This window comes from Streptomyces sp. GS7 (assembly GCF_009834125.1).
In the GTDB taxonomy this organism is placed as follows: Bacteria; Actinomycetota; Actinomycetes; order Streptomycetales; family Streptomycetaceae; genus Streptomyces.
The window spans coordinates 1849914-1872629 of record NZ_CP047146.1 but is presented as its reverse complement, the minus strand read 5'-3'; the positions used below and the strand labels follow the sequence as shown (position 1 = coordinate 1872629).

The window sequence follows — 22716 nt, the reverse complement described above, 5'->3', positions numbered from 1 at the left end:
ACCCCAGGCCCGCTTCCCCAGCAATCCTCACCTCATCAAGCCCGCCCCGACTGTGGCACCTGCTGCGATCTCATCTCCTGCCGCACCTGACCGTCACCACCGCCGGAAACCCGCATGAGCCACCAACTCGCCTATACGGACATGAACTTGACCGTATATCGCCATGCGGCTCGAGGTGGTGGACAGCACCGCGTGGCGTTCTCTGACACCAGCGGCAAGGGATGAGAAGGTTCGAGACGTGAGGAAGTTTCGAGCTTTATCAGCCGCTGATCGCCAACGGGGCGGGCTGGAAGGAGAGATACGCAATGCGGGTGCTCTTAGCCGAAGACATGCAGCTCCTGCGAGGCGCGCTGGCCAACCTGCTGCGGCAGGAACCGGATATCGAGGTCGTTGCTGAGTTGGAGCGTGGGGACGAGATTGTGCCGACAGCACTGCATACCGAACCCGATCTCGCATTGATAGACATCGGCCTACCGGGCATGGACGGACTCACTGCTGCTGCCCAGTTGCACGAACGCCTCCCGGCATGCCGATGTCTCATCGTCACGAGCCTGAGCCAGCCCGGGAACATCCGACGTGCCCTGGAGGCGCACGTAACGGGGTTCCTGTTGAAGGACACGCCCCCGGACCAACTCATTGTGGCGATGCGGAAGGTCGCGAATGGTGAACGGGTCATCGATTCGGAGTTGGCGGCAGCAGCGTTGGAGAGTGCTCCGAACCCCCTCACCCCGCGGGAGGCCGAGGTGCTACGACATGCGGCTGAAGGTGCGCGACCCCAAGAAATTGCGAAACGGCTCCACCTGGAGCTGAGCACCGTGCGGAACCATCTGTCGCGGGTCGTCACCAAGTCAGGTGCCAGAAATCGCGTCGACGCCATTCGGATTGCCCTGCACGCGGGATGGATCTGATGTCCTCCAGGGGAGCAGGCACCGTTGGGTCGAAGCAACGCCACCAGCAGCGGCTAGGTCCGTAGGCGGGAGGTTAGTTGGTAGGCGGGCCTCCAGCCGGAACTCTTCTCCCCGGGCAGTTGTTGGGCGTGAGACAAGTAGGGTCCCCCCTAGGAGGGCGACACGCTCGGAGAGGTTCCGCAGCCCGCTTGATTCGGAGGGATCCCCGGCCCGCGCGGAGTGCGGGCGGTCGTTGACGACGATGAGCCGGGTAGTGCCCTTGTGCCGAGTGACCCGTACTGTGCAGTGACGAGCCGCACTATGACGCACGACGTTGGTCACGGCCTCCCTGAGAACTGCTGCCAGAACGCCACCGGAGCTCTGCGGCAGTGAGACACCGTGATACGAAAAGTGGGGCGTTACGCCTGCAGCCTGGAGCGTTGATCGGGCCGAGACCAGTTCCGACTCCAAGGAGAGACGGCGGTATCCCTGGGCGACCGTACGTATTTCAGCGTGTGCCTGTCGGACGGCATTAATGAGCTCGGCGACCTCAATACGGGCGGCCCGTGGGTCCTGCGCGAGCAGCCGGTGGGCCAGCTCGGCCTTGACGGAGGCGCTGGAAAGCGTATGGCCCACCAGATCGTGGAGGTCGCGTGCGAACCGTAACCGCTCCTGGGTGACGGCTAACTGAGCCAGATCCATACGCAAGGCGTGCACCTCACGGATCTGATTGGCCAAACGCACCGCGCCAAACAGTGTCAATCCAATCAACGAAGTGACCACCAGCCCGTCCCGGGCAGAACGTGCGTCGTGGGTGACGCCGTACACCAGTAGTGGGTTGAAGACGGCCACACAGCCGGCCAGAAGCCAAACCGTCCGGCCGCGCATGCTGAAAAGCAGGGAGCCGATGAAAAAGCCCGGTACGCCGTTCCACAGACCTCCGACAAGGAGAAGGGGGAGATGCGCCAGCAGACCCTGCGCCGTCAGGCTAAAGGGGATCCAGTGTAGATTACGACCGCACAGGGCAGAGGCACTGACTTGCATCTGTATTCCGCCGAGCGCGACGACCACGAATTCACTGACAATGATGGATGCGGTACTCACGGAGGCTCTGGCGATATCCAAGAGAACCATTCCAAGGAACCCCACAGAAAAGGCCGCAACGATAGTCAGCGCCAGTACCTGCGCTCGTCTTGGCGTGTCGAACTCAGTTTTGCACTTCACTCGCGTGTCCCCCTCTTCATCCCCTCCCGACATGAGCGCATTTCCACTGTTCGTGCAGCTGTCGGCTTCGGGAGGGCACGCCGACTGTCTCCTGAGGTTGGCGATTGCTCAGCAAGGCAGCCAACGCCGCTGTGAAGACGTTCGCGCCCTCGCGAAGACCGGCGGCAATTATAAGGAATCACACCTCTGAACCATTACCCTTTATTTTTAGCCAACCTGAGCCGGGGTTGAGCTCGTCGCTTGCACCAGCAACTTGAAGCCGCTAGTGCCGGACCCCTAGATTCCGCATTTTCGATGCTCGCCACCCCCAGCGCCGGACGACACCGACGCCTGAGCCGTTCCCGCGTCCGACCGTGAAGTATTAACAGGGGATTTCGGGAGTTCCTCTCTCGTCCCGCAGCGATCCACCGGGCAAGATTCATGGTGCGTCCAGCAAGAACGCGGGGCGCCGACTGGGCTCCACCGGGCCATCACGCCCGGGGAACTTGCAGACAGCGGAGGGGAATTTCTGTGGACAAGCGCTATGAGAATTACTGCATGGCCGACCCAGTCTTCTTCGAAGCCCCCGGCCGGTCTGGCAACGGCGCAAGCGATACCGATTTCGAGGTGTCCGGCCGCCCAGTTCCCGAAGGATGGCGGCAGCACAGAGGGGACATGTGGCTGGAGCTCCACCCCCTTGGTGAGCACATGCTGGAACAGGGGTGGAAGGTGCACGCCTCGGGCACCTTCGACAACGCCGAACGCATCATTGAAACGGTGTGGGAATACTGCGTCCCCCGCCGCTACGGCTTCAAGTTCCTAGCCAGCCGGCACGCCTTCCTAGGGCAGAACAGTAAGTATGCTCCGCGAGGTGCGAGCGGCAAGCTCGTCACGATCTACCCCCGTGACGAGGCGGAGTTAACCGATGTACTGACTGGTCTCGCAGCCCTCCTGGAGGGCGAGCCCGGCCCGTATATCCTCAGCGATGCGCGCTATGAATCCGGACCGCTCTACGTGCGTTACGGAGGGTTCCGCAAGCGGGAGATCCTGCTGGAGAGCGGTGATGTCGTCCCCGCCATGCAGCGGCCGGACGGCGAGCTCGTACCGGACATACGCAGACCGGTCTTCGAGGTGCCGGTTTGGGTAACGCCGCCAGACATCCTGAAGAAGAGCATCGAGGCACGCACAGTACCTTCGAAGGATACTTTTCCGTACCAGATCCTCAAACCGCTCCACTTCTCCAACGGCGGTGGAATCTATGTGGCTCAGCGCCTCTCCGATGGGCTCCAGGTAGTTCTGAAGGAAGCCCGACCACACGCGGGACTCGACATGGAGGCAGCCGACGCGGTAACCCGGCTCCTTCGTGAGCGGGATACGTTGGCCAAGCTCGATGGGATTCAGGGGATACCGCGGCTCTATGAGCACTTTACTGCTTGGGATCACCACTTCCTGGCCATCGAGTACTTCGAAGCCGAACGGCTGAGTTCAAAGGAAGCCCAGACATATCCGCTGCTCGGCGCTGACGTGGACGAGGAGCAGAAGGCGACCTACGCCCAGTGGGCCATGGATGTATGCCGGCAGGTGGAGACACTCCTCGATGAGATCCACGACCGGGGTGTGGTGTACGGCGACCTGCACCCACACAATATTCTGGTGCTTGAGGATGGTCGGGCAGTGCTCGTCGACTTCGAGACGTCCTCCTTTGATGCTGACGGCTTCCAACAGGCCATGGCCGCACCGGGCTTTGCTGCGCCTCGGGAATACCGCGGCACAAGGGTCGATATCTACGCGATGGCGATCCTGCGCCTTTGGCTCTTCATGCCTCTTGTTCCGATTCTCACGCTGGACCGGGAGAAAATCCACGACCTGATCGACGCAATGCGGGAGAACTTCCCCGTACCGGCGGAGTACATCGAGGCCATCCGCACCGGGTTGGGAACGTCCGTGCCCAGGACGAAGGCAGCACAAGCGGGCATCGGCCGGCCTACGGTGCAGGTCCAGGGCGAGGCCACCGACTGGCCACGACTACTGGACTCCATGGCAGCGGCGATCAAGGCCAGTGCGACGCCTGAACGGGAAGACCGACTCTTCCCCGGCGACGTACGACAATTCTCACAAATAGGAGAGACCTTCGCGTTCGGCGCGGCAGGCGTGCTGTACGCGCTTCGAGAATGCGGATATGAGATCCCCGAGGGGGCGGATGAATGGTTGTTGTCCGCAGTCGAGCGCAGCAGCACCAACCAACCGGGATTCTTCGACGGCCTGCACGGAGTGGCTCACACGCTCCAGAAGATTGGCCGCGAGAAGGAGGCTCTGCACCTGATCGAGCAGATCGACCCCACACTCGACCAGTTGACCAACCCGAATCTGTTCGGCGGGCTCTCCGGTATCGCGCTGAATCTGCTGCACTTCGCCAGGGTTAAGGGCGACAGCACAATGAGTGACCGCGCCGTGCAACTGGCCGAGAGGGTAGCGGAAACGGTCGCCAGCGGTAGGTTTCCGCAGGCCGGTGGCACACGCTCCGGAGCGGAACTCGGCCTGGTCCGCAAGTCGAAGGGGCCGGCTGGCCTCATGCACGGCTGGTCAGGACCCGCCCTACTGATGTTGCGGATGTACGAGCACATCGGCGACAACTCATGGCTGGACGCGGCATTCACGGCGTCCCACCTTGACCTGGACCGCTGCCGGGTTTCGAGCTTCAACACCTTGAACGTGGACGAGGGATGGCGGCTCAATCCGTATATCGAGACCGGCGCCGCAGGAGTCGCCATCGTTGGCTCGGAGCTGTTGCGTCATCGCAAGGACGGTCGGCTGTTGGACGCTCTCGAAGCGGCACGCAACACCTGTGCCGCCGGATTCTTCGTACAGCCTTCCCTCTGGAACGGCCGTGTCGGCCAAATGGTGGCCCTGCAATACATCACAGGCCCCACTGACTCCGAGACGATCCAGGTCACCCGACGCCATCTTGAGCGACTGTCCTGGCATCAGCTCGGACTTCACGGAGACGTCGTCTTCCCCGGCTTCCAGCTGATGCGGATTTCGATGGACTACGCGACTGGAAACGCGGGCATCCTGCTCGGCCTCAAGAGCGCTTTGAGCGGTACCGCGAGTTTCCTCCCATTCCTCCGTCAGGCCCATCAGGAGTCCTGACGGCGGGTTCACACCCACCATGGGGCCGTCTTGGCCCCGCACCAATCAAGGAGCGTCATCATGGCGAACATTCTTGACCTGCAGTCCCTGGAGCTTCGTGACGAGGACATCGTCGCCCTGGGCTCCGGCAACAGCGAGCACTGCAACGACACCAGCGGCATCAGCGTCGTCTGCTGATCCCCGCAAACCCTACTGATTCAAAGGAGCGTCATCATGGCGAACATTCTTGACCTGCAGTCCCTGGAGCTTCGTGACGAGGACGTCACCGCTCTGGACTCTGGCAACAGCGCGCACTGCAACGACACCAGCGGCATCAGCGTCTTCTGCTGAGTGACTGACTGAGATCGGATGAGTGCGGGGCGGCGTAAGCCGCCCCGCACGTCGTTTCCGACCGCGGCGGTCGGCCTAGGTCACCGCGGTACCTGAAGGGAGAGGCGATGCACGGCAGGCAACAGGAGCGAAGTGGTCGGGCTCCAGGCACGTGGCGCCGGATCGCAGCATGCGCCGCGCCCTTTCGCGGCCGCCTCATGGGTTTCTTCTGCCTCGTGCTGATTGAGTCGGCACTGATAGTTCTGCCGGCACTGCTCACCCAACGCATCGTAGATGAGGGGGTGTTGCGGCACGACAAGAGCCGGATTATCGAGCTGGTAGTACTGCTCGTGGCGTTGGCAACTGTCACCGCCGTGGTGACTTATTTCGAGCGGCGTCTGGCCGTTGGCATTGGAGAGGGGATGACCCTCAACCTGCGGCAGCGCGCCTTTTCCCACGTGCAACGCATGTCTGTCGCCTTCTTCACCAAGGTGCCAACCGGAAGCCTTGTCACTCGTCTGGACTCCGATGTCCTGGGGGCCCAAAGAGCATTTACCACCACCGCGTCCACTCTGCTGTCGAACCTTGTAGCAGTCGTTTCGGTGGCGGTCACCATGGTCTTCCTGTCCTGGCAGATCACCGCCCTGGCTGCCGTATTGGTGCCCGCATGCCTACTGCCGGCTCGGGTTCTCAACCGACGGCTGCGCCGCCTGAACCGGAACCAATTGACGGATAACGCCGCACTCGTGAGCTTCATGACTGAACGGTTCAGCAGCCAGGGGGCGTTTCTCACCAAGCTCTACGGCCGGCCTGTGACTGAGGTCCAGCACTTCGAGCGCCGTGGCAGGCAGCTGCATGATGCCGGCATACGGCTGACGGTTACCAATGCCATGCTGGCGCTCACCGTCTCCTGGCTGGCGACCATGGGCACCGCCACGGTCTATCTGGCAGGGGGGCTCTTGGCTGTCGACGGCGGCATCACCGTGGGCACACTCATGGCCATGATTACCCTGATGGCTCGCCTCTACGGACCCATCACCTCTCTCTCGCAGTCCCGCTCCGAGGTCACCGCTGCGGTCGTCAGCTTCGAGCGCATATTTGAGGTTCTGGACCTTCCTCCCGACGTCCAGGACAGCCCCACGGCCGTGGCATTGCCCCCAGATGCGGCGTCCATCACCTTCGAGAACGTCCGCTTCCACCACCAAACGCCATCAGGTTCCAGCCTCGTCACGCTGGACAAGGAGGCCCCGATCGGAGGCAAGGAGCGGGACGTTCTTCGGGGCCTCGATCTGCATGTCGAGGCCGGCCGGACCCTCGCCGTGGTCGGCCCGTCGGGGGTAGGCAAGTCGACTCTGGTCAATCTCGTGTGCCGGCTGTACGACCCGGTGAGTGGCACTGTTCGGATCGGCCAGCACGACCTGCGCACCGTCTCTCAGGAGTCAATACGGGATGCGATTGGAGTGGTGGCCCAGGACAGTCACTTCTTCCACGACACGCTGCGGGCCAACCTCACCTACGCGCTTCCCGACGCCACCGATGAAGCATGTGAAAGCGCCTGCCGGGCGGCCATGGTCTGGGACACCGTGCAGCGCTTGCCCGGTGGCTTGGACACCGTGGTCGGTGACGGCGGCCATCACCTCTCGGGGGGTGAGCGACAACGATTGGCGATCGCCCGCCTGTTGTTGAAGAACCCGAGGATCGTGGTGCTCGACGAGGCGACCGCGCATCTCGACTCGGAGTCGGAACGAAGGGTCCAGCAGGCGCTGGCGCGAGCCCTGCACGGTCGCACAGCCCTGATTGTTGCGCACCGCCTGTCCACCGTGCGTGGAGCCGACCGGATTGTTTTGCTGCAGGACGGCGGTGTGGCGGAGAGTGGGACCCACGAGGAACTGCTGGCAGCAAACGGGCTCTATGCTTCGCTCTACCGCACGCAGTTCGGTGACGGCATGGCGGGAGCTGGCCACCCAATTGGCATCAGCGCTTGAGATAGGCCAGCACTGCCAGCACCCGGCGGTGATCCGTGCCGCTCGCATGCAGCCCCAGCTTGTCGAAGATGTTCCCGATATGCTTCGCGACCGCGGCCTGGGTGACTGACAGGTCTTGAGCGATCGCAGCGTTGGAACGCCCTTCGGCCATTAACGCGAGCACCTCCGTTTCGCGGGGGGTGAGCGCCTGTATGGAGGACCGACCATGGCGCCGCCCCAGCAGCCGACGGACGATCTCTGGGTCGATGACGGTCTCCCCGGCGGCTACCCGTCCTACTGAATCGAGGAAGTCGAGAACGTCGCCGATGCGGTCTTTGAGGAGATAGCCAGCACCCGCATCACCCGTCTCTAGCAGTTCGGCGGCGTAATCGGCCTCCAAGTACTGCGACAGCATGAGCACGGCGAGGCTATGGTGCTCCCGCCGCAACGTCACCGCAGCCTGTATCCCCTCGTCTTTGAACCCTGGCGGCAGACGAATGTCGATCACTGCCAGATCGGGTGTGTGGTCGCGCACCGCTGCCAGGAGCGAGGGCGCGTTGTCCACTGCCGCCACCACATCGTGGCCGAATTTCGCCAGGATCTGTACTAGACCTTCGCGTAATAGGGCGGAATCCTCCGCGATCACGATGCGCATGGAATCTCCACGTGTAAGCGGGTCGGCCCGCCGTCCGGACTCGACACATGAACGGATCCTTCGAAGGCGGCCACACGGTCGGCCAGGCCCAGCAGGCCGCTGCCGGCCTCGGCATCGACACCGCCAACGCCGTTGTCATATACCTCCAAGACCAAATGAGGCCCCACGCGGCGCAGAGACAGCCGTGCCTCGGTCGCGCCGCTGTGCTTGACGACATTGGTCAGCGCTTCGCAGGCCACGAAGTACGTTGCCGCTTCTACCGCTTCCGGCGGGCGTGTCCGCATGCCTTCCAGATCGATCTCCGCTTCCGTCGGTACGGCACAGTCCTCAGCCAGGGCGGTGAGAGCGGTCGGCAGTCCGCGGTCGGTGAGTGCCGCAGGGTAGATACCGTGGACCAGGTCCCGCAGCTCGTTGAGGGTGGTGCGGGCCTCTTGGTATGCCTTGTCGACCAGTTGTCTGGCCGCGGGATCGCTGTCGGCAAGCTCCAGGCGCGCCAGGCCCAGAGTCATGATGAGTGCGGTGAGTCGTTGCTGTGCCCCGTCATGTAGGTCTCGCTCGATCCGGCGACGCTCCGCATCGAACGCCCCCAGAATGCGAGCCCTAGAGCGCACCAACTGGCCGATCTTTCCGTCCTGATGTGGTGACGCGACGCTGCGCCCCTTGGTCAGCAAGCTCGTAGCGATACGGGCCCGAATCTCCGCATACCTGGTGAGCACCAGGAAGACGACAACCAGCACCACGCCTCCGCACGGCACCAGAAGCAGCGCCTGAAGGCCCGTACGCGCCGCGAATACGGCGACCCGCAGCTCGCCATCGCGCGTGAAGCCGCGTAGCAGCGGAGCTGTGAGAAGACTGGCGGACAGCAGCAGACTGCCCGCAACTAGGGCGAAGTCGGCGACGGCAACCGCACAGTGGACCGCCGCGTAGCCGAGTTCCCACCACGTCGCAGGCTCCCTGATCCGCCGCCATGCCCACACCAGCGCCCCACCGTCCTCTCGTGCATGCGGTGCGTGGGGCGTGGGCACCCTTCGGCCCGTGAACAGACGAAGTCGGGCCCGTTCCACCACTCCAAACGGGATACCAAAGAGCGCCGCAACGGCAAGCACAGGGAGCCCGATGGCAATCAGGGCAGTCGCTGCGCCGAGTGCCACCGTGGGGAGCCAGACCACCAGCCAGAGCAGAGCCACTGGAAAGCCACCAGCCAGATACAGTGCCGACTGGCCCAGCCGCTTTGACTTCTGGCCCAGCAACGCGTATATCGCCGCGCCACGCTCCTGCGCCTGCAGCTCCACTGCTCCCCCTCCGGCGCCGCATGCCCGCCCCGGGCCGTGAAGCACGGGTAGACCCAGCACTACCCCGGTATTCCACCACGCTCCACTGACGACGATCTCCATCGGGAATTGAATAGGACCATGAAGATGACGCCACCGCCCTCCCTCGACTACCGGCCCGTTACGGATGAGCATATGGCCGTCCGCCTGCGCTCCTTACGCAAGGTGCACGGTAAAGGGGCAGGTGCAGTAACCGCCCTGCACGGTATCGATCACGGCTTTCCTGCAGGCACCTTCACCGCCGTGATGGGGCCATCGGGCTCGGGTAAGTCGACGTTGCTGCATTGCGCGGCCGGGCTGGAGCACCCCACCACGGGCTCCGTCGTCCTTGGCGGCCGTGATCTGGGCGAGCTTTCCCAGCGGCAGTTGACGCTGCTGCGCCGAGACCGCGTCGGCTTTGTCTTCCAGGACTTCCACCTCATTCCCGCGCTGAGCGTCGCCGCCAACGTGGAGTTGCCGCTGCGCTTGGCCGGCCGCCGACCCGATACGCACCGCTTGAACGATCTCTTGGCGCGCGTGGGTTTGCATGACCGCCGCCGGCACCGGCCCGGTCAGCTCTCGGGAGGCCAACGGCAACGCGTCGCTCTTGCCCGCGCTCTGATCACCGGGCCCGAGGTGGTCTTCGCGGACGAGCCTACCGGTGCGCTGGACCGGGCCTCCGGCCGTGAGGTGCTTGCCTTGCTCCGCGGGGCCGTCGACGACCTGGGGGCTACCGTCGTCATGGTGACCCACGACCCACAGGCAGCAGCCTGGGCCGATGAGGCGCTGCTGCTCGCCGACGGACGGCTGGTCGACCGGCTGGCGGGGCCCGAGGCCACCACGGCCGAGACGATTGCGGCCCGCTTGGCCGCCCTGGAGGTGTGAACGGCCGTGCTCTCACTCGTCCTTACCTCCGTCCGTACCCGCCTGGGGCAGTACCTGGGCGTCCTCCTCGTCTCCGCCATGAGCGCGGGTCTACTGACCCTGCTGGCCTCCGTCCTGGACAGTGTCCACCACGCCGATCCGGGGCACCGCGCCGAGCGGTCGGCGCAATCCCTGCTCGGCCTGGTCGGTGGCACCTCCGGCTTCGCCGCCCTGCTATTGGTGTCCAACACTCTCGCTCTGGTGGCTCAGCAGCGGCGTACGGAGATCGGAGCTCTGCGGGTCATCGGAGCGACCACGACGCAGATCCGGATCCAGATCGTGAGCGAGGCCGCAGTGGTCGCGGCACTGGGCGGCGTGGCAGGCGCCGCCGGCGGGACACTCACCCTCGGCCCTGTGCTGGACTGGCTCATCAACCACCACGTTCTGCCGACCGGCCCCCAACCCGACTTCTCGCCCCTCGGCTTCGCCGTCGGGCTGCTCTCCACCATCGTGATCGCCATCCCGGCAGCGTTGGCAGCGGTACGAGGTCCCTTGCGTACGTCCGCGGTCGACGCCCTCCGGGAAGCCGCGGTCGAACGCCGCACGCTGCCCGTCGGCCGCGCCATCGCGGCAACGGTTGCTCTGCTCCTCGCCTGGGCTGTCTGGGACCGTTACGCTCGTAAAAGCGGCGCCCACGAAGCACTCAATGGTGCTTTAGCCCTGTGCATGATGCTGCTCATCGCCACCTGGCTGCTGCTTCCGCTTGTGGTACGCCCGGTGGCCGCGCTCAGCTCCCTGCCTGGACGGTTGCTGTCTCGTTGCACGGGCCGTCTTGCGGCGGCGAACAGCGCGTCGGCGGGACGACGGGTGGCGGCCATGGCAGGTCCGGTGCTTCTGGCGTCTGGGCTCAGCACCATGCTCCTGTGTGGCAACGCCGTATCACGAGCGACCGCCACCGCACATAACGCGCTTCAGCAGGAGAACAACGCCGTCGGCATGCGCATCCTCATGACCCCCTTGATCGTCTGTGCAGCCCTGGGCATCCTCAACACCCTCTTGCTGGCCACTCGTCAGCGCCGTGGAGAGTTCGCGGCGCTTCGGTTGGCCGGGAGCACGCGAGCGCAGCTGCTACGAATGCTGGGCTGGGAGTCTGTCGTCGTCGTACTGAGCGGATTGCTGGCAGCCGGGTTAGTCATCGGGGTTTTCTTGGCCGGACTGTCGACCCGGATCGTGCCCTACCTCGCGGAGCTGCCCGCCGTGTTGCCCTGGGCAGACATGGCTAAAGTGGCCGCAGGCTGTGCCGGATTGGGGGTACTGGGGGTACTCGTCCCTGGCGTGCTGGTACTTCGTGTAAACGCCGTACATGCAGTGGAATAGTGGCTACTTCGCGGGGCAACGCTCTTCGCTCCTGCAGGTCAGGTGGCCAGGCCCTCGCTCGCCGCGAGCCGGATTGCGGCTGGACGTTCATGCCAGCCGACAGCAGCGTCGACCTCTTGGGTCTTGAGTGCCCACTCGGCGCCGACGTTGGATCCGCCATCGGTGCTGGCACAGTGATGGGTCCTGCCGACGGCCCCGGGGGCAGATGGTGCGGGACGCAGCGGTCCTGGAGGCGTACGCGAAGGGACGTACAACCTCCATGCCGTTGATGACGGGAGGCGAAACTCGTCTGAGGAAGCCAGCCCCATCAGACAAACTCATCGCAGAGGGTCAGCAGCATCGAGGCACCGGCGTACAAGCAGCGGCGCGCCGTCAGGTTGCGCCACGTGCTCACCGTGGGGGCACCCTCCCGTGGATGTTGGCGACGAGTACGGATGCTCCCGGTGCATGGTGCTATTCGTTGCTCCGCGCCAGGCCGCGAGAACGGCTGCGGACGACCGCGGCTCGTACACCAAGTGCGAGTAGGAGTGCGGCTGCGACGGCACCCCCTGTGAGCACGACGCCCTGTGCGCCGGGGAGTTGGTTCCGAAATGCAGCGCTGACGTAACCGATGCCGGCCTCGGTACAGGCCCAGGCCACTGCCGCCGTCGCGCTGAACGGGGCCAGGACGCGGTAGGGAATCCTGGCTGCGCCTGCCGCATGCGGTACCAGGGTGCGGACCAGTGGTACGAAGCGGCAGACCAGCAGGGCTGGGCGGCCGCGACGACGGATCGCGGCATAAGCCCGGTCCCAGGCCGGCCCCGGTACCCGGCGGCTCAAGCGGCCGGTGCGCAGGCCGTCGCCGAATCGGTGGCCGGTCCAGTGCGCCTGGAAGTCCCCGATGACGGCGCCGGCTGCCGCGCAGGCGATGACGGCGGGCAGCGCCAGCGTGCCCGCATACGCCAGGCCGCCCGCAACCAGCAGCAGTCCGAGAGTGGGCACGAACGGGCCGAGGAAGAGCACCGACTCCAGCACCACCAGCGCCGTGATCACGAGGTACGCGGCGGGTGGTGGCACCGTCGTCAGCAGGTCGCCGGGCGTCATCGTCATCACTGGCCGAAAGAATCCGAGTCCGTGCCGTATACGCACCGCTCGGGTGCCCTCAGGTGCCGAACCCGTGCGGGCGGCAGGTTGCGCCACACGACGCTGTCGCCATTCACGTCGCCGTAGCGGGCGGAGAACTCGGCCAGTACGGCCGCCACCGCGCGGTACCGGGCGGCCTCGGCGCGCCGGGCGAGCAGGGTCCGTAAGGACAGCGTCCCGAGATAGCCGAAGAAGGTCAGATGTCCGCCAGGGACCAAGGCGGTCATGTACCGACCCATCAGGGAGCGCACCAGGTCGGGGGTGAAATTCATGAAGGGCAGGCAGGAGACGATCACGTCGTAGCTGTTCTCGGGCAGCGGGGTGTGGCAGATCGACTTCGGGATGATCCGGATCTGCTCGGATGCGGCGGCCAGAGCCGGGTCCGTCCGCAGCGCCTCGGTCAGCAGTTGCACGAAGTGGGGGTTGATCTCGACGGTGTCCAGCCGGTCGCCGGGCCCGATGCTTTCGGCCAGGGCGCGGGTGACCGTGCCGGTTCCCGCGCCGATCTCCAGGACGCGCAGCGGGCTGCGGCCGTTGGGGGCGGGCAGCGGCGCGGCGAGCCGCCGTGCGAGTGGGGAACCACTGGGTGCGACCGCGCCGGTGGTGTGCATGGAACGGGCGGCTTCCCGGAGGAACGCGGTGGGGCCGTTGTGGCGTGGAGTGGTGGTCGGGGTGGTGATCACGGGAGCGGTCGTGGCGGTAGCCGGTGTCTGGTTCATGTTCACGACGCTAGGCAGGGGCCGAAGGTGTTCCATCGGCCGTTCCGCTGCGGTCACCCCGTACGAAAGTAGGGGGTAGCGACCGTCAACTAGGCGATGCTGGAGTGGTGTTGCGTACCCATACTGATCTGGTGAACAAGGTGACGGGCCGGGCCTGGCCGTGGTGGGCCGAGGCGCTGATGGTCTGCGTCGTCGGTGCGGGAACGGTGCAACAGGCGTATGTAGGCGCGGGTGGCGCGCTGTTCAGCCCCCGCGTCGGGGTGGCCGTGGCGTTAGCCCTCTCGGTCTTACTGCGGCGCCGTTGGCCGGTGTTCGCCATGGTGAGCACCATGGTCGGCGCGTTGCTACTGGGGCTGTTCTTCCCGCTCCTGGTCGTGTTCTTCTACCGTGTCGCTCAGGGCCGGTTCGTTTTCGAGGGGCTGTGCGTGGTGGTCGCGATGGTCGGCAGTTCGCTGGCGCATCCGGGGAGCAGCCTGTGGATGACCCGTAAATACGGGCCGCTGATGGTGCTGCTGCTCGCGGTGATCATCGGGCTGTGGACGGGCAACCGTCGCCGGCACGTCGCCTCGCTCGCCGAACAGGTCAACCGTCTGCGGGTGGAACGAGAACTCCGCGCCGAGCAGGCCCGGTTGGAGGAGCGCACCCGGATCGCCGCCGAAATGCACGATGTGCTCGCCCACCGGCTCACGGTCATCGCCCTGCACACCGGTGCCCTCAAGCGGCGGGCCGCTGACCTCCCCGAGCCCGTGGCCGACCGGATCGGCCTACTGCGCACCGCGTCCACCGACGCGCTCGGCGATCTGCGCGACGTACTGGGGGTGCTGCGCGGCCACGACACCGAGGAGAGGCAAGCCTCACGGGTCCCCGGTCTGCCGGCACTATCGACGGTGATCGAGGAGGCACGGGCGGCTGGACAGCAGATCGAAGCGGTCCTTGAGGGCGACCCCGACTCTGTACCGGCCAGTCATCGGCTCGCCATTCACCGACTTGCGCAAGAAGCCCTGACCAACGCCCGTAAACACGCCGGTGGAGCACCCGCACAACTTGAGGTGCGCTACGGCCCGCCGCAGTCCACGGTGGTGATCCACAACCCGGCCGGTGCCCCCTGCGAGGCCGTGACCGAGGGCTCGGGCTACGGCCTGGTCGGGCTGACCGAGCGGGTCGCCGCGCTCAACGGCCGTCTGGAGTACGGTCCTACGGGATCGGGAGGCTGGCAGGTGGCTGCCACCATCCCGCTCGACGACGAGCGCAGCAGGGGGGCGGCGTGATCCGGACGATGATCGTCGACGACGACGGCCTGGTGCGGCTGGCGCTCGCCGACATCCTTCAGGACGCCCCCGACATCACCGTCGCCGCACAGGCATCCGACGGTCGGGAAGCCGTCCAACGGGCCACCGCGCAGCGTCTGGACGTCGTGCTGATGGACGTGCGAATGCCCCACATGGACGGTATCGAGGCCACCAGGCGGCTGATCGCGCTGCCTGAGCCGCCCAAGGTCGTGATGCTCACGACGTTCGACCTGGACCAGTACGTCTACGACGGACTGGCCGCAGGCGCGGTCGGCTTCCTGCTCAAGGACACCGACCCTGCGGACATCATCCGAGCCGTCGAGGTCGTCGCCGATGGGCAGGCCATGCTGCACCCCTCTGCTGCCCGACGGCTCATCGAGCACCATCACCACACGGCACGCGGCGCCTCGGCAGCCGCCCGGACCCGGGTGGAGCGCCTGACGCCGCGCGAGATCGATGTGCTCAGGCTCCTGGCCGGCGGTGCGTCCAACGCCGAGATCGCCACCGGGCTGGGCATGCGAGAGAGCACGGTGAAGGCACACGTCAGCCGCATCCTGGCAGCCCTCGAGGTGGACAATCGGGTACAGGCAGCACTGTGCGCCAAGGACGCCGGGCTAGCGCGCTGAGGCCCGGCGCCAATCATCCTCGCGCTGCGGACCGGAGAATGCCGCGCCTTGGGGCGACGACACCGGATACCAAGCATCAAGCAAGGTCGAGGACTTCGACACGGCGGGAGCGCCACTGGCTGCACCGCTCTGACCAACGTGCCACGAACTGGAGCAGACGGGATCACGGGCCGTTCACCGAAATGGCCGCGGAGATCTTGTCGCGCGATACAGGCAGGCCCACAGGTACAGCAAGGTGTTCATCCACGAGGCCAAGCAGCGCATTCGGCCACTGGCCTGAACCGCCCCGGACGTCTGGGCGATGTCCACTCCGCGTCCGCGGAGATGATCCATTCTCCGCTCGAATGTTGTTTCCGGTCTTGACATCTGCTCCGCGCAGGCGGAGATCGCGCCGACGGACCTATCCACCCCGCTCCCAGAGGGGCAGCGCCTTGGGCGGCATGCAACTACATCATCAGCATGGGTACGCCCGTGGAACGGCTGCTCAGACGCCTCCGGTGACCGCCCACCTCTGGGATTTTTCAGGGACTTTCAGCTCTGCCAGAGGGACTTCCGAGGGACTTTCGGCCGCCCAAAGCCGCAAGCCCCTGAAAGCTCGGAAAGGGCCTCGGATGCAGGCCAGAGGCCCTTTCCAGGGTGAAATCCCAGGTGGGGCGGACGAGACCGGCCTGTACGCCGGGTTCTGTCTCCGGGCGACCTTGCGGTCGGCCGGGAGGCGGCCATCCATCTAGGGCTGCCGTTGCCGGCAGCCTCGTGCGGTCTACCCGCGGACTCGGGCGGGCTGCCCTCATACATCCGCGCAGGGGCATCTTCCGATGCCCCCTCTTGACCTTGCTCCGGGTGGGGTTTACCTAGCCCTCCGAGTCACCTCGGAGGCTGGTGGTCTCTTACACCACCGTTTCACCCTTACCGAGGACCGAGGTCCCCGGCGGTCTGCTTTCTGTGGCACTGTCCCGCGGGTCACCCCGGGTGGGCGTTACCCACCACCCTGCCCTGTGGAGCCCGGACGTTCCTCGGGGGGATACGGGATCCCCACGCGGCCGCCCGGCCGGCTCGTCCGCCGTGGTGACCATGCTACCTGGCGGGCCGCGGGGGCTTGACCTTGCCGCGGCGTCAACGTTTTTCATGGCGGTATGGGGATGGGGGAAGCGGGATGAGGAGCGGGGACGCGGGATGAGGATCGGGGAGCTTGCCGCGCTGGCGGGGGTCAGTACGCGGACCGTGCGGCACTACCACCACGTCGGGCTGCTGCCGGAGCCGGAGCGGCGGGCCAACGGGTACCGGGAGTACGGGCTGCGGGACGCGGTGGCGCTGGCGCGGGTGCGGCGGCTGACGGAGCTGGGCATCGGGCTGGAGGAGGTCAGGGACGTCCTGGCCGATGACGCGGAGCGGGAGCTGCGGGACGTGCTGGCCGAGCTGGACGGGGATCTGGCGCGGCAGGAGGCGGCGATCCGGGAGCGGCGGGCGCGGCTGGCCGGGCTGCTGCGGCGGGCGGAGGAAGTGGGCGGGTTGCCGGAGGAGGGGCCGGTGTCGGAGCAACTGGCCGAGCTGTTCGCGGAGATGGCGCGGACGTCGGCGGCGCTGCCGGGGCCGGAGCCGGCGATGGCGGCGCGGGAGCGGGAGCTGCTGGCCCTGCTGGACGCTTCGGGCGACAGCCGGGCACAGGGGGCGATGGCGGCGGCGGTGCGGGAGATGTTCGCGGCGCCGGGGTCGATGGAGCGCGCGTATGCGGCGTACGGGCTGCTGGACGCGCTGGCGGGGGCGGCGGTGGACGATCCGCGGGTGGCCCAGGCCGCGCGGGCGGTGGTGGAGAGCGTGCCCGAGGGGGCCGTGGCGGCGATCGCCGCCGGGGCCGGGCCGGTGGCGGGCTCCGGGCGGGAGGCCGAGGTCTGGACGGAGCTGCTGGTGATGGAGCTGGCGCCGGCGCAGGCGGAGGCGATGCGGATGGCCATGCGGATGATCGGGGAGGAGCGGGATGAGCGGGCCGGGGGCGCGTGAGGTGGTGCTGCGGCTGGCGCGGCACGAGGCGCGGTGGCAGGTGAGCCTGGTGCACTGGGTGGCGCGGCGGCGGGCCGGGGTGGCGGCGGGTGAGCTGGCCCTGGCGTACGCGGGGGCGCAGGCGGCGCTGATGTACGGGCTGACGTTCGTGTGTCTGGTGGAGACGGTGGGGGTGAGTGTGCTGCTGGCGGGCATGCCGGCGCCGCATGCGGTGGCGCTGGTCGCCGATGTCTACACGCTGCTGATGATGCTGGGGTTCCAGGCGTCGGCGGTCACCCGGCCGCATGTGCTCGGCCCGGACGCGCTGCTGCTGCGCGCCGGCGCCCGGTGGGAGGTGCGGATACCGCTGGAGCGGATCGTCGCGGTCCGGTACGACCTGCGGCTGACGCAGGACGCGAAGAAGGGCGACGGGGTGCTGGAGATGGCCGTGGGCGGGCAGACGTCGGTGACCGTGGAGCTGGCCGAACCGGTCGTCGCGGTAGGGGTGTTGGGGCGGCGGGAGGTGGTGCGTACGGTGCGGTTCCACGCCGACGACGCACGGAGTGCGGTGCTGGCCGTGCGGAGTGCGGTGGAGGCGTCGCGAGACGCTGTGGAGGACGGTGTGGGGGACGCGGCGGAGGCCGGGGGGCCGGTCACGCCGGTGTGAAGCGGACCGGCTCGCGGCCCGGTTCGGCCTCGGTGAGGCGGACCTGGATGCGGTGGCCGAGGGGCAGCGCGGGGCCGTCGGGGGAAGCCGCGACATGGCCGATGACGGCCGGTTCGTAGAGGTGGACGGTGCCCTGGGTGGGGTCGCCCTCCTGACGGTCGACGACCAGCGCCTCGAAGGTGTCGCCGACCCGGTCGCGGAGCAGGGCGGCTTCGACGAGGTCGACGCAGGCGCGTTCGACCTGGTTGGCGCGCTGGGTGCCGGTCTCCATCTCGTGCGGGAGGTTGCGCAGCGCGCCGCGGACCCAGTCGGCGGGGCCGTGGCCGGCGGAGGCGGCCAGGCAGAGCTCGGAGGTGTAGCGGTCGACGAGCCGGCGCAGCGGCGCGGTGGCGTGGGCGTACGGGGCGGCGACCGCGGCGTGCACGGCCGCGGAGGGGGGCGGGGCGGTGCCGTCGAAGACGGTGTAGCCGGCGCCGCGCAGCAGGGCGGTGCACTCCAGGAGGAACGCGGCGTGCGCGGCGCGACGCGGGTCGAGGGTGCGGATCAGGGCCGCGTACGAGGTGTGGTGCGGCCAGTCGACGCCGAGGGCCTGGGCGGTGAGGCGGAGGCGGGCGACCGAACCGTCGGGGGCGGTGGGCAGGGTGCGCAGGACGCCGGTGCCGGAGGCGAGCATCAGATCGGCGGCGGCCATGCCGGTGAGCAGGGAGATCTGGGCGTTCCAGCCGTAGACCGGGAGCGGGGCGCGGTATTCGAGGGTGTAGCGGCCGTCGTGCTCGACGATCTCCTGCTCGGGGAGGTTGAGGGAGATCGCGCCCCGGGCGACCTCCAGCTCTTCGCGGCGCAGTCCGATCTCGCGGAGCAGGGCGAGCGGCTCCTCGGCGGTGTGGTCGTCGAGGACCCGCTGGACGCCCGCGTAGTCGAGCTTGGCGCGGGAGCGGACCAGGGCGCGGCGTACGGAGGCGAGGGTCAGCTCGCCGTCGGCGTCGAGGTCGAGCTGCCACAGGACGGCCGGGCGGTCCTGGTCGGGCAGCAGGCTCGCGGCGCCCTCGCTGAGCACCGTCGGGTGCAGCGGGATCCGCTCGTCGGGGAAGTAGAGGGTGGTCACCCGGTGGTGCGCCTCGGCGTCCAGGGCGCCGCCCGGGGTGACGAAGGAGGCGATGTCCGCGATGGCGTAGTGGACGCGGAAGCCGCCGTTGGGCCGCCGGGACAGGAACATCGCCTGGTCCAGGTCCTGGGAGCCGGGCGGGTCGATGGTGAACAGGGGCAGGTCGGTGGCGTCGTACAGGGTGTGCTCCGTGGCCACCGCGCCGTCGCCGGCCGGGATGCGCGGGGCCCGCGCGGCGCTGTCCGCCTCGGCCTGTGCGGTGGGCGGGAAGTGGTCCGGGATCTCCAGCCGTACGCGCAGGTCGTGCAGCGCGGCCCGCAGCGGGGCCTCGGCTGCGTCGGTCACATGCATATGGCGACGGGGCATGAAATCGAGCCTATGGCGGGCGGGCGCTCCCGGCGCGGTGTGCGGGCGCCGGGGCCGCTTCGGTGCGTCGGCGGGGGCGGGGAGGCCGGGACCTGGTGCCCGTCGGCCCCGGTGTCTGTCGGGCAGACCCTAAGCTTTCGGCGGGGCCGCACCCCCGCTCGTACCGCTGTGAAGGAGAACACCGTGCTCGTGCTGTTGCCGCCGTCCGAAGGGAAGGCCGCCGGAGGGGCCGGTGGGCCGCTGGATCTCGGGGCGCTGTCGCTGCCGGGGCTGGCCGGGGCGCGGGCGGAGGTGCTCGCGGAGCTGGTCGAGCTGTGCGCGGCCGATGCGGGCAAGGCGCAGGAGGTGCTCGGGCTGAGCGACGGCCTCAGGGGGGAGGTCGCGAAGAACGCGGGGCTGCGTACGGCGGGGACGGCGCCGGCCGGGGAGATCTACACCGGGGTGCTGTACGACGCCCTGGGGCTCGGCTCCCTGGACGGGGCGGCGCGGAAGCTGGCCGAGCGGTCGCTGCTGGTGTTCTCGGGTCTGTGGGGCGCCGTGCGGATCGATGACCGGATCCCGTCGTACCGCTGCTCGATGGGGGTGAAGCTGCCGGCGCTCGGCGCGCTGGGGGCGTACTGGCGGGGGCCGATGGCGGAGGTGATGCCGCAGGCGGCCGGGGCGGGCCTGGTGCTCGATCTGCGTTCGGCGGCGTACGCGACGGCGTGGAAGCCCAAGGGGGAGGTCGCCGGGCGGACCGCGACCGTGCGGGTGCTCCAGTCGAAGATCGTGGACGGGGTGGAGAAGCGCTCCGTCGTCAGCCACTTCAACAAGGCGACCAAGGGGCGGCTGGTGCGGGACCTGCTGACGGCCGGGATCGAGCCGGCGGGTCCGGCGGAGCTGGTCGAAGCGCTGCGCGGGCTGGGGTACGCGGTCGAGGCCGAGGCGCCGGCGAAGGCCGGCAGGGCGTGGGGCGTCGATGTGATCGTGACGGAGCTGTGAGTGTGGCGGATGCGGGTGAGGGTGAGTGGGGAGCGTGACGGGGCGCTGTGCGCCGGACGGGACGCTAGAGGCGTAGAGGGGTAGAGGGAGACACGAGGGCGCGCGTTGCAGTACGTGCAACGGGCGTTGCAGGGGGTGGGGCGGTGGGCGCAGTATGGGCGGCGTGACCCACGCCGCCTCCTCCCCCGTGCCGTCCCCCGGGCCCCCGGCTCCGTGCGGGTCGGGGGGACCCTCGTCCCCGTCGGTCCTCGGACTCGCCCCCGTCATCCCGGTCGTCGTGCTCCAGGACGCCGCCGATGCCGTACCGCTCGCCCGTGCGCTGGTCGCGGGCGGGCTGCCGGCGATCGAGATCACGCTGCGGACGCCCGCCGCGCCGGACGCGATCCGGGCCGTCGCCGCCGAGGTGCCGGACGCGGTGGTCGGCGCCGGCACCGTGCTCACCCCCGGGCAGGTCGCCGCGGCCGGTGCGGCCGGCGCCGCGTTCCTGGTGAGCCCCGGGTGGTCGCCGCGGCTGCTGCACGCCATGCGGGGCTCCGGCCGCCCCTTCCTGCCGGGCGTCTCCACGGCCTCGGAGGTGGTGGCGCTGCTGGAGGAGGGCGTCACCGAGATGAAGTTCTTCCCGGCCGAGGCGGCGGGCGGCACCGCCTATCTGGCATCGCTGGCCGCGCCGCTGCCGCGGGCGCGCTTCTGCCCGACCGGCGGCATCGGCCCGGCGACCGCGTCGTCCTATCTCGCGCTGCCGAACGTCGGCTGCGTCGGCGGCAGCTGGATGCTGCCGGCCGATGCGCTGGCCGCCAAGGACTGGGGCCGGGTGCGCCAACTCGCCCGGGAGGCCGCGGCGTTGGCGCCCTGAGCCGCCCCGCCGGCCCGCCGCCGCCCCGCAACGGAACGGGCCCGGCGCATCGTTGACGATGTGCCGGGCCCGTTCGCGTACCGAGCGCGGGTCCGCTAGCGCAGGTGCGAGGTGTCGTTCAGCAGCCGCAGCGAGGCGTTGCCGTCCGCGTAGTACGCCACCGCCGACAGCGACGCCGCCGACAGCTCCATCCGGAACAGCGACTCCGGCGGGGCGCCCAGCGCCAGCCGGACCAGGGTCTTGATCGGCGTGACATGGGTGACCAGCAGGACGGTCCGGCCCGCGTACCGGGCGAGGAGCTTGTCGCGGGCGACCGCGACCCGGCGGGCGGTCGCCGCGAAGGACTCGCCGCCGCCGGTGGGCGCCGCCTTGACGGAGCCGAGCCAGGCGTCCAGGTCCTCGGGGAAGCGCTCGCGGACCTCGGCGAAGGTCAGCCCCTCCCAGGCCCCGAAGTCGGTCTCGCGGAGCCCGTCCTCGACGCGGACGTCCAGGCCGAGCCGGGCCGCGACCGCGTCGGCGGTCTCCCGGCAGCGGCGCAGCGGTGAGCTGACGACGGCCTGGATCGTGCCGCGGGCGGCGAGCGCGGCGGCGGTCGCCTCGGCCTGGCGGCGGCCTGCTGCGGAGAGTTCGGGGTCGGTGCCGCCGCTGCCGGAGAAGCGCTTCTCCGGGGTCAGCGCGGTCTCGCCGTGCCGCAGCAGGACGAACGTCGCGGGCACGCCGAGGTCGGGCGCGCCCCAGCCCAACGGCGGGGCGGCGGGCGCCTGTTCGCCGGTCTCGGCCGCCTCGGCGGCCCGGTCGGCGGCGCGCGCCGCGGCGCTGCGGGCGGGCGCACCGGCGGTGGCCAGTGCCGCCCGGGAGTCGCGCGGCTCCCACTGCTTGCCGTTCTTGCCCGCGTCCATCGCCTCGTTGGCGAGCCGGTCGGCGTGCTTGTTCTTCTCCCGGGGGATCCACTCGTAGCTGACCTGGTCCACGGGGAAGACCGTCTTGGCCTCGGCGGCGAGCGGCTTCATGTCCGGGTGCTTGATCTTCCAGCGGCCCGACATCTGCTCGACGACGAGCTTGGAGTCCATCCGGACGTGGACGGTGGCCTGCGGGTCCAGCGCGTGCGCGGCGCGCAGCCCGGCCAGCAGGCCCTTGTACTCGGCGACGTTGTTGGTCGCGGTGCCGATGAACTCGGCGGCCTCGGCCAGCGCCTCGCCCGTCGCCGGGTCGAGGACCACCGCGCCGTAGCCGGCCGGGCCCGGGTTGCCCCGGGAGCCGCCGTCCGCTTCGACGATCAGCTTGCGCGCCAT

20 protein-coding genes and 1 other RNA gene are annotated in these 22716 nt (G+C 68.3%); 13 read left to right on the top strand and 8 right to left on the bottom strand.

Annotation, left to right across the window (positions count from 1 at the left end; genetic code table 11):
- Positions 1-305 precede the first annotated feature (305 nt).
- The gene (locus GR130_RS07935) at positions 306-908 is read left to right on the top strand and encodes a response regulator transcription factor (RefSeq protein WP_159504053.1); all 603 of its coding nucleotides are present in this window, start codon (positions 306-308) and stop codon (positions 906-908) included.
- Here GR130_RS07935 and GR130_RS07930 read toward each other — a convergent pair.
- Positions 849-2111, bottom strand: coding sequence for a sensor histidine kinase (locus tag GR130_RS07930; RefSeq protein WP_159504052.1), 1263 nt, complete (start codon positions 2109-2111; stop codon positions 849-851). The genes GR130_RS07935 and GR130_RS07930 overlap by 60 nt on opposite strands.
- A gap of 510 nt (positions 2112-2621) precedes the next feature.
- Here GR130_RS07930 and lanKC point away from each other — a divergent pair.
- From lanKC to GR130_RS07910, 4 genes are all read left to right on the top strand, one after another.
- On the top strand, positions 2622-5240 hold the full coding sequence (gene lanKC, locus GR130_RS07925; RefSeq protein ID WP_159504051.1) for a class III lanthionine synthetase LanKC: 2619 nt from the start codon (positions 2622-2624) through the stop codon (positions 5238-5240).
- Positions 5241-5300: 60 nt separating this feature from the next.
- Positions 5301-5417: a SapB/AmfS family lantipeptide gene (locus tag GR130_RS07920; protein WP_159504050.1), complete on the top strand. Its 117-nt coding sequence runs from the start codon at positions 5301-5303 to the stop codon at positions 5415-5417.
- A 36-nt stretch (positions 5418-5453) separates the two neighbouring features.
- Entirely contained in the window at positions 5454-5570 is a 117-nt protein-coding gene (locus GR130_RS07915; protein ID WP_159504049.1) for a class III lanthipeptide, read from the top strand.
- Positions 5571-5677: 107 nt separating this feature from the next.
- Positions 5678-7534 carry an ABC transporter ATP-binding protein gene (locus GR130_RS07910; protein ID WP_159504048.1) on the top strand — a complete coding sequence of 619 codons (1857 nt, stop codon included), beginning with the start codon at positions 5678-5680 and terminating at the stop codon, positions 7532-7534.
- On the opposite strand, the gene GR130_RS07905 is transcribed toward GR130_RS07910, so the two are convergent.
- Together GR130_RS07905 and GR130_RS07900 are read right to left on the bottom strand one after the other, a co-directional pair.
- Positions 7524-8168, bottom strand: coding sequence for a response regulator (locus GR130_RS07905; protein WP_159504047.1), 645 nt, complete (start codon positions 8166-8168; stop codon positions 7524-7526). The genes GR130_RS07910 and GR130_RS07905 overlap by 11 nt on opposite strands.
- Complete coding sequence (locus GR130_RS07900) at positions 8156-9460, bottom strand: sensor histidine kinase (protein WP_159504046.1); 1305 nt, start codon at positions 9458-9460, stop codon at positions 8156-8158. The genes GR130_RS07905 and GR130_RS07900 overlap by 13 nt, the downstream gene beginning before the upstream one ends.
- A gap of 120 nt (positions 9461-9580) precedes the next feature.
- Between GR130_RS07900 and GR130_RS07895 the strand changes: the two genes are divergently transcribed.
- Positions 9581-10363 carry an ABC transporter ATP-binding protein gene (locus tag GR130_RS07895; RefSeq protein WP_159504045.1) on the top strand — a complete coding sequence of 261 codons (783 nt, stop codon included), beginning with the start codon at positions 9581-9583 and terminating at the stop codon, positions 10361-10363.
- A 6-nt stretch (positions 10364-10369) separates the two neighbouring features.
- Positions 10370-11719, top strand: a complete 1350-nt coding sequence (locus GR130_RS07890; protein ID WP_159504044.1) for an ABC transporter permease — start codon at positions 10370-10372, stop codon at positions 11717-11719.
- Between the two features lie 453 nt (positions 11720-12172).
- Here GR130_RS07890 and GR130_RS07885 read toward each other — a convergent pair whose 3' ends face one another.
- Positions 12173-12808, bottom strand: a complete 636-nt coding sequence (locus GR130_RS07885) for a DedA family protein (RefSeq protein ID WP_159504043.1) — start codon at positions 12806-12808, stop codon at positions 12173-12175.
- Positions 12808-13560: a class I SAM-dependent methyltransferase gene (locus tag GR130_RS07880; protein WP_268977866.1), complete on the bottom strand. Its 753-nt coding sequence runs from the start codon at positions 13558-13560 to the stop codon at positions 12808-12810. The genes GR130_RS07885 and GR130_RS07880 overlap by 1 nt, the downstream gene beginning before the upstream one ends.
- Before the next feature lie 131 nt (positions 13561-13691).
- Here GR130_RS07880 and GR130_RS07875 point away from each other — a divergent pair, with 131 nt between their 5' ends.
- The gene (locus GR130_RS07875; RefSeq protein WP_159504042.1) at positions 13692-14828 is read left to right on the top strand and encodes a sensor histidine kinase; all 1137 of its coding nucleotides are present in this window, start codon (positions 13692-13694) and stop codon (positions 14826-14828) included.
- Positions 14825-15475, top strand: coding sequence for a response regulator transcription factor (locus GR130_RS07870; RefSeq protein WP_159504041.1), 651 nt, complete (start codon positions 14825-14827; stop codon positions 15473-15475). Before GR130_RS07875 ends, GR130_RS07870 begins: the two co-directional genes overlap by 4 nt.
- A gap of 654 nt (positions 15476-16129) precedes the next feature.
- Here the strand turns inward: GR130_RS07870 and rnpB are convergent.
- An RNA gene (gene rnpB, locus GR130_RS07865) (RNase P RNA component class A) lies at positions 16130-16531 on the bottom strand.
- Positions 16532-16648: 117 nt separating this feature from the next.
- Here rnpB and GR130_RS07860 point away from each other — a divergent pair.
- A complete protein-coding gene (locus GR130_RS07860) occupies positions 16649-17473 on the top strand; it encodes a MerR family transcriptional regulator (protein ID WP_159504040.1) in 825 nt (274 codons plus the stop codon).
- Complete coding sequence (locus GR130_RS07855; protein WP_236572920.1) at positions 17451-18119, top strand: hypothetical protein; 669 nt, start codon at positions 17451-17453, stop codon at positions 18117-18119. The genes GR130_RS07860 and GR130_RS07855 overlap by 23 nt, the downstream gene beginning before the upstream one ends.
- On the opposite strand, the gene GR130_RS07850 is transcribed toward GR130_RS07855, so the two are convergent.
- A complete protein-coding gene (locus GR130_RS07850) occupies positions 18106-19590 on the bottom strand; it encodes an RNB domain-containing ribonuclease (RefSeq protein WP_159504039.1) in 1485 nt (494 codons plus the stop codon). The genes GR130_RS07855 and GR130_RS07850 overlap by 14 nt on opposite strands.
- Positions 19591-19773: 183 nt before the next feature.
- Between GR130_RS07850 and yaaA the strand changes: the two genes are divergently transcribed.
- Together yaaA and eda are read left to right on the top strand one after the other, a co-directional pair.
- Positions 19774-20571: a peroxide stress protein YaaA gene (yaaA, locus tag GR130_RS07845; RefSeq protein ID WP_159504038.1), complete on the top strand. Its 798-nt coding sequence runs from the start codon at positions 19774-19776 to the stop codon at positions 20569-20571.
- 154 nt (positions 20572-20725) lie between these two features.
- The gene (eda, locus tag GR130_RS07840; protein ID WP_159504037.1) at positions 20726-21424 is read left to right on the top strand and encodes a bifunctional 4-hydroxy-2-oxoglutarate aldolase/2-dehydro-3-deoxy-phosphogluconate aldolase; all 699 of its coding nucleotides are present in this window, start codon (positions 20726-20728) and stop codon (positions 21422-21424) included.
- Positions 21425-21519: 95 nt separating this feature from the next.
- Here eda and GR130_RS07835 read toward each other — a convergent pair whose 3' ends face one another.
- Complete coding sequence (locus GR130_RS07835; RefSeq protein ID WP_159504036.1) at positions 21520-22716, bottom strand: bifunctional RNase H/acid phosphatase; 1197 nt, start codon at positions 22714-22716, stop codon at positions 21520-21522.

What these genes read in the sequence shown, in the direction of transcription:
- GR130_RS07935 (WP_159504053.1), top strand. Translation starts at nt 306, where the DNA reads ATGCGGGTGCTCTTAGCCGAAGACATGCAGCTCCTGCGAGGCGCGCTG.
- GR130_RS07920 (WP_159504050.1), top strand. Translation starts at nt 5,301, where the DNA reads ATGGCGAACATTCTTGACCTGCAGTCCCTGGAGCTTCGTGACGAGGAC.
- GR130_RS07915 (WP_159504049.1), top strand. Translation starts at nt 5,454, where the DNA reads ATGGCGAACATTCTTGACCTGCAGTCCCTGGAGCTTCGTGACGAGGAC.
- GR130_RS07910 (WP_159504048.1), top strand. Translation starts at nt 5,678, where the DNA reads ATGCACGGCAGGCAACAGGAGCGAAGTGGTCGGGCTCCAGGCACGTGG.
- GR130_RS07905 (WP_159504047.1), bottom strand. Translation starts at nt 8,168, where the DNA reads ATGCGCATCGTGATCGCGGAGGATTCCGCCCTATTACGCGAAGGTCTA.
- GR130_RS07895 (WP_159504045.1), top strand. Translation starts at nt 9,581, where the DNA reads ATGAAGATGACGCCACCGCCCTCCCTCGACTACCGGCCCGTTACGGAT.
- GR130_RS07885 (WP_159504043.1), bottom strand. Translation starts at nt 12,808, where the DNA reads ATGACGATGACGCCCGGCGACCTGCTGACGACGGTGCCACCACCCGCC.
- GR130_RS07880 (WP_268977866.1), bottom strand. Translation starts at nt 13,560, where the DNA reads ATGAACCAGACACCGGCTACCGCCACGACCGCTCCCGTGATCACCACC.
- GR130_RS07860 (WP_159504040.1), top strand. Translation starts at nt 16,649, where the DNA reads ATGAGGATCGGGGAGCTTGCCGCGCTGGCGGGGGTCAGTACGCGGACC.
- GR130_RS07855 (WP_236572920.1), top strand. Translation starts at nt 17,451, where the DNA reads ATGAGCGGGCCGGGGGCGCGTGAGGTGGTGCTGCGGCTGGCGCGGCAC.
- GR130_RS07850 (WP_159504039.1), bottom strand. Translation starts at nt 19,590, where the DNA reads ATGCCCCGTCGCCATATGCATGTGACCGACGCAGCCGAGGCCCCGCTG.
- eda (WP_159504037.1), top strand. Translation starts at nt 20,726, where the DNA reads ATGGGCGGCGTGACCCACGCCGCCTCCTCCCCCGTGCCGTCCCCCGGG.
- GR130_RS07835 (WP_159504036.1), bottom strand. Translation starts at nt 22,716, where the DNA reads ATGGCGCGCAAGCTGATCGTCGAAGCGGACGGCGGCTCCCGGGGCAAC.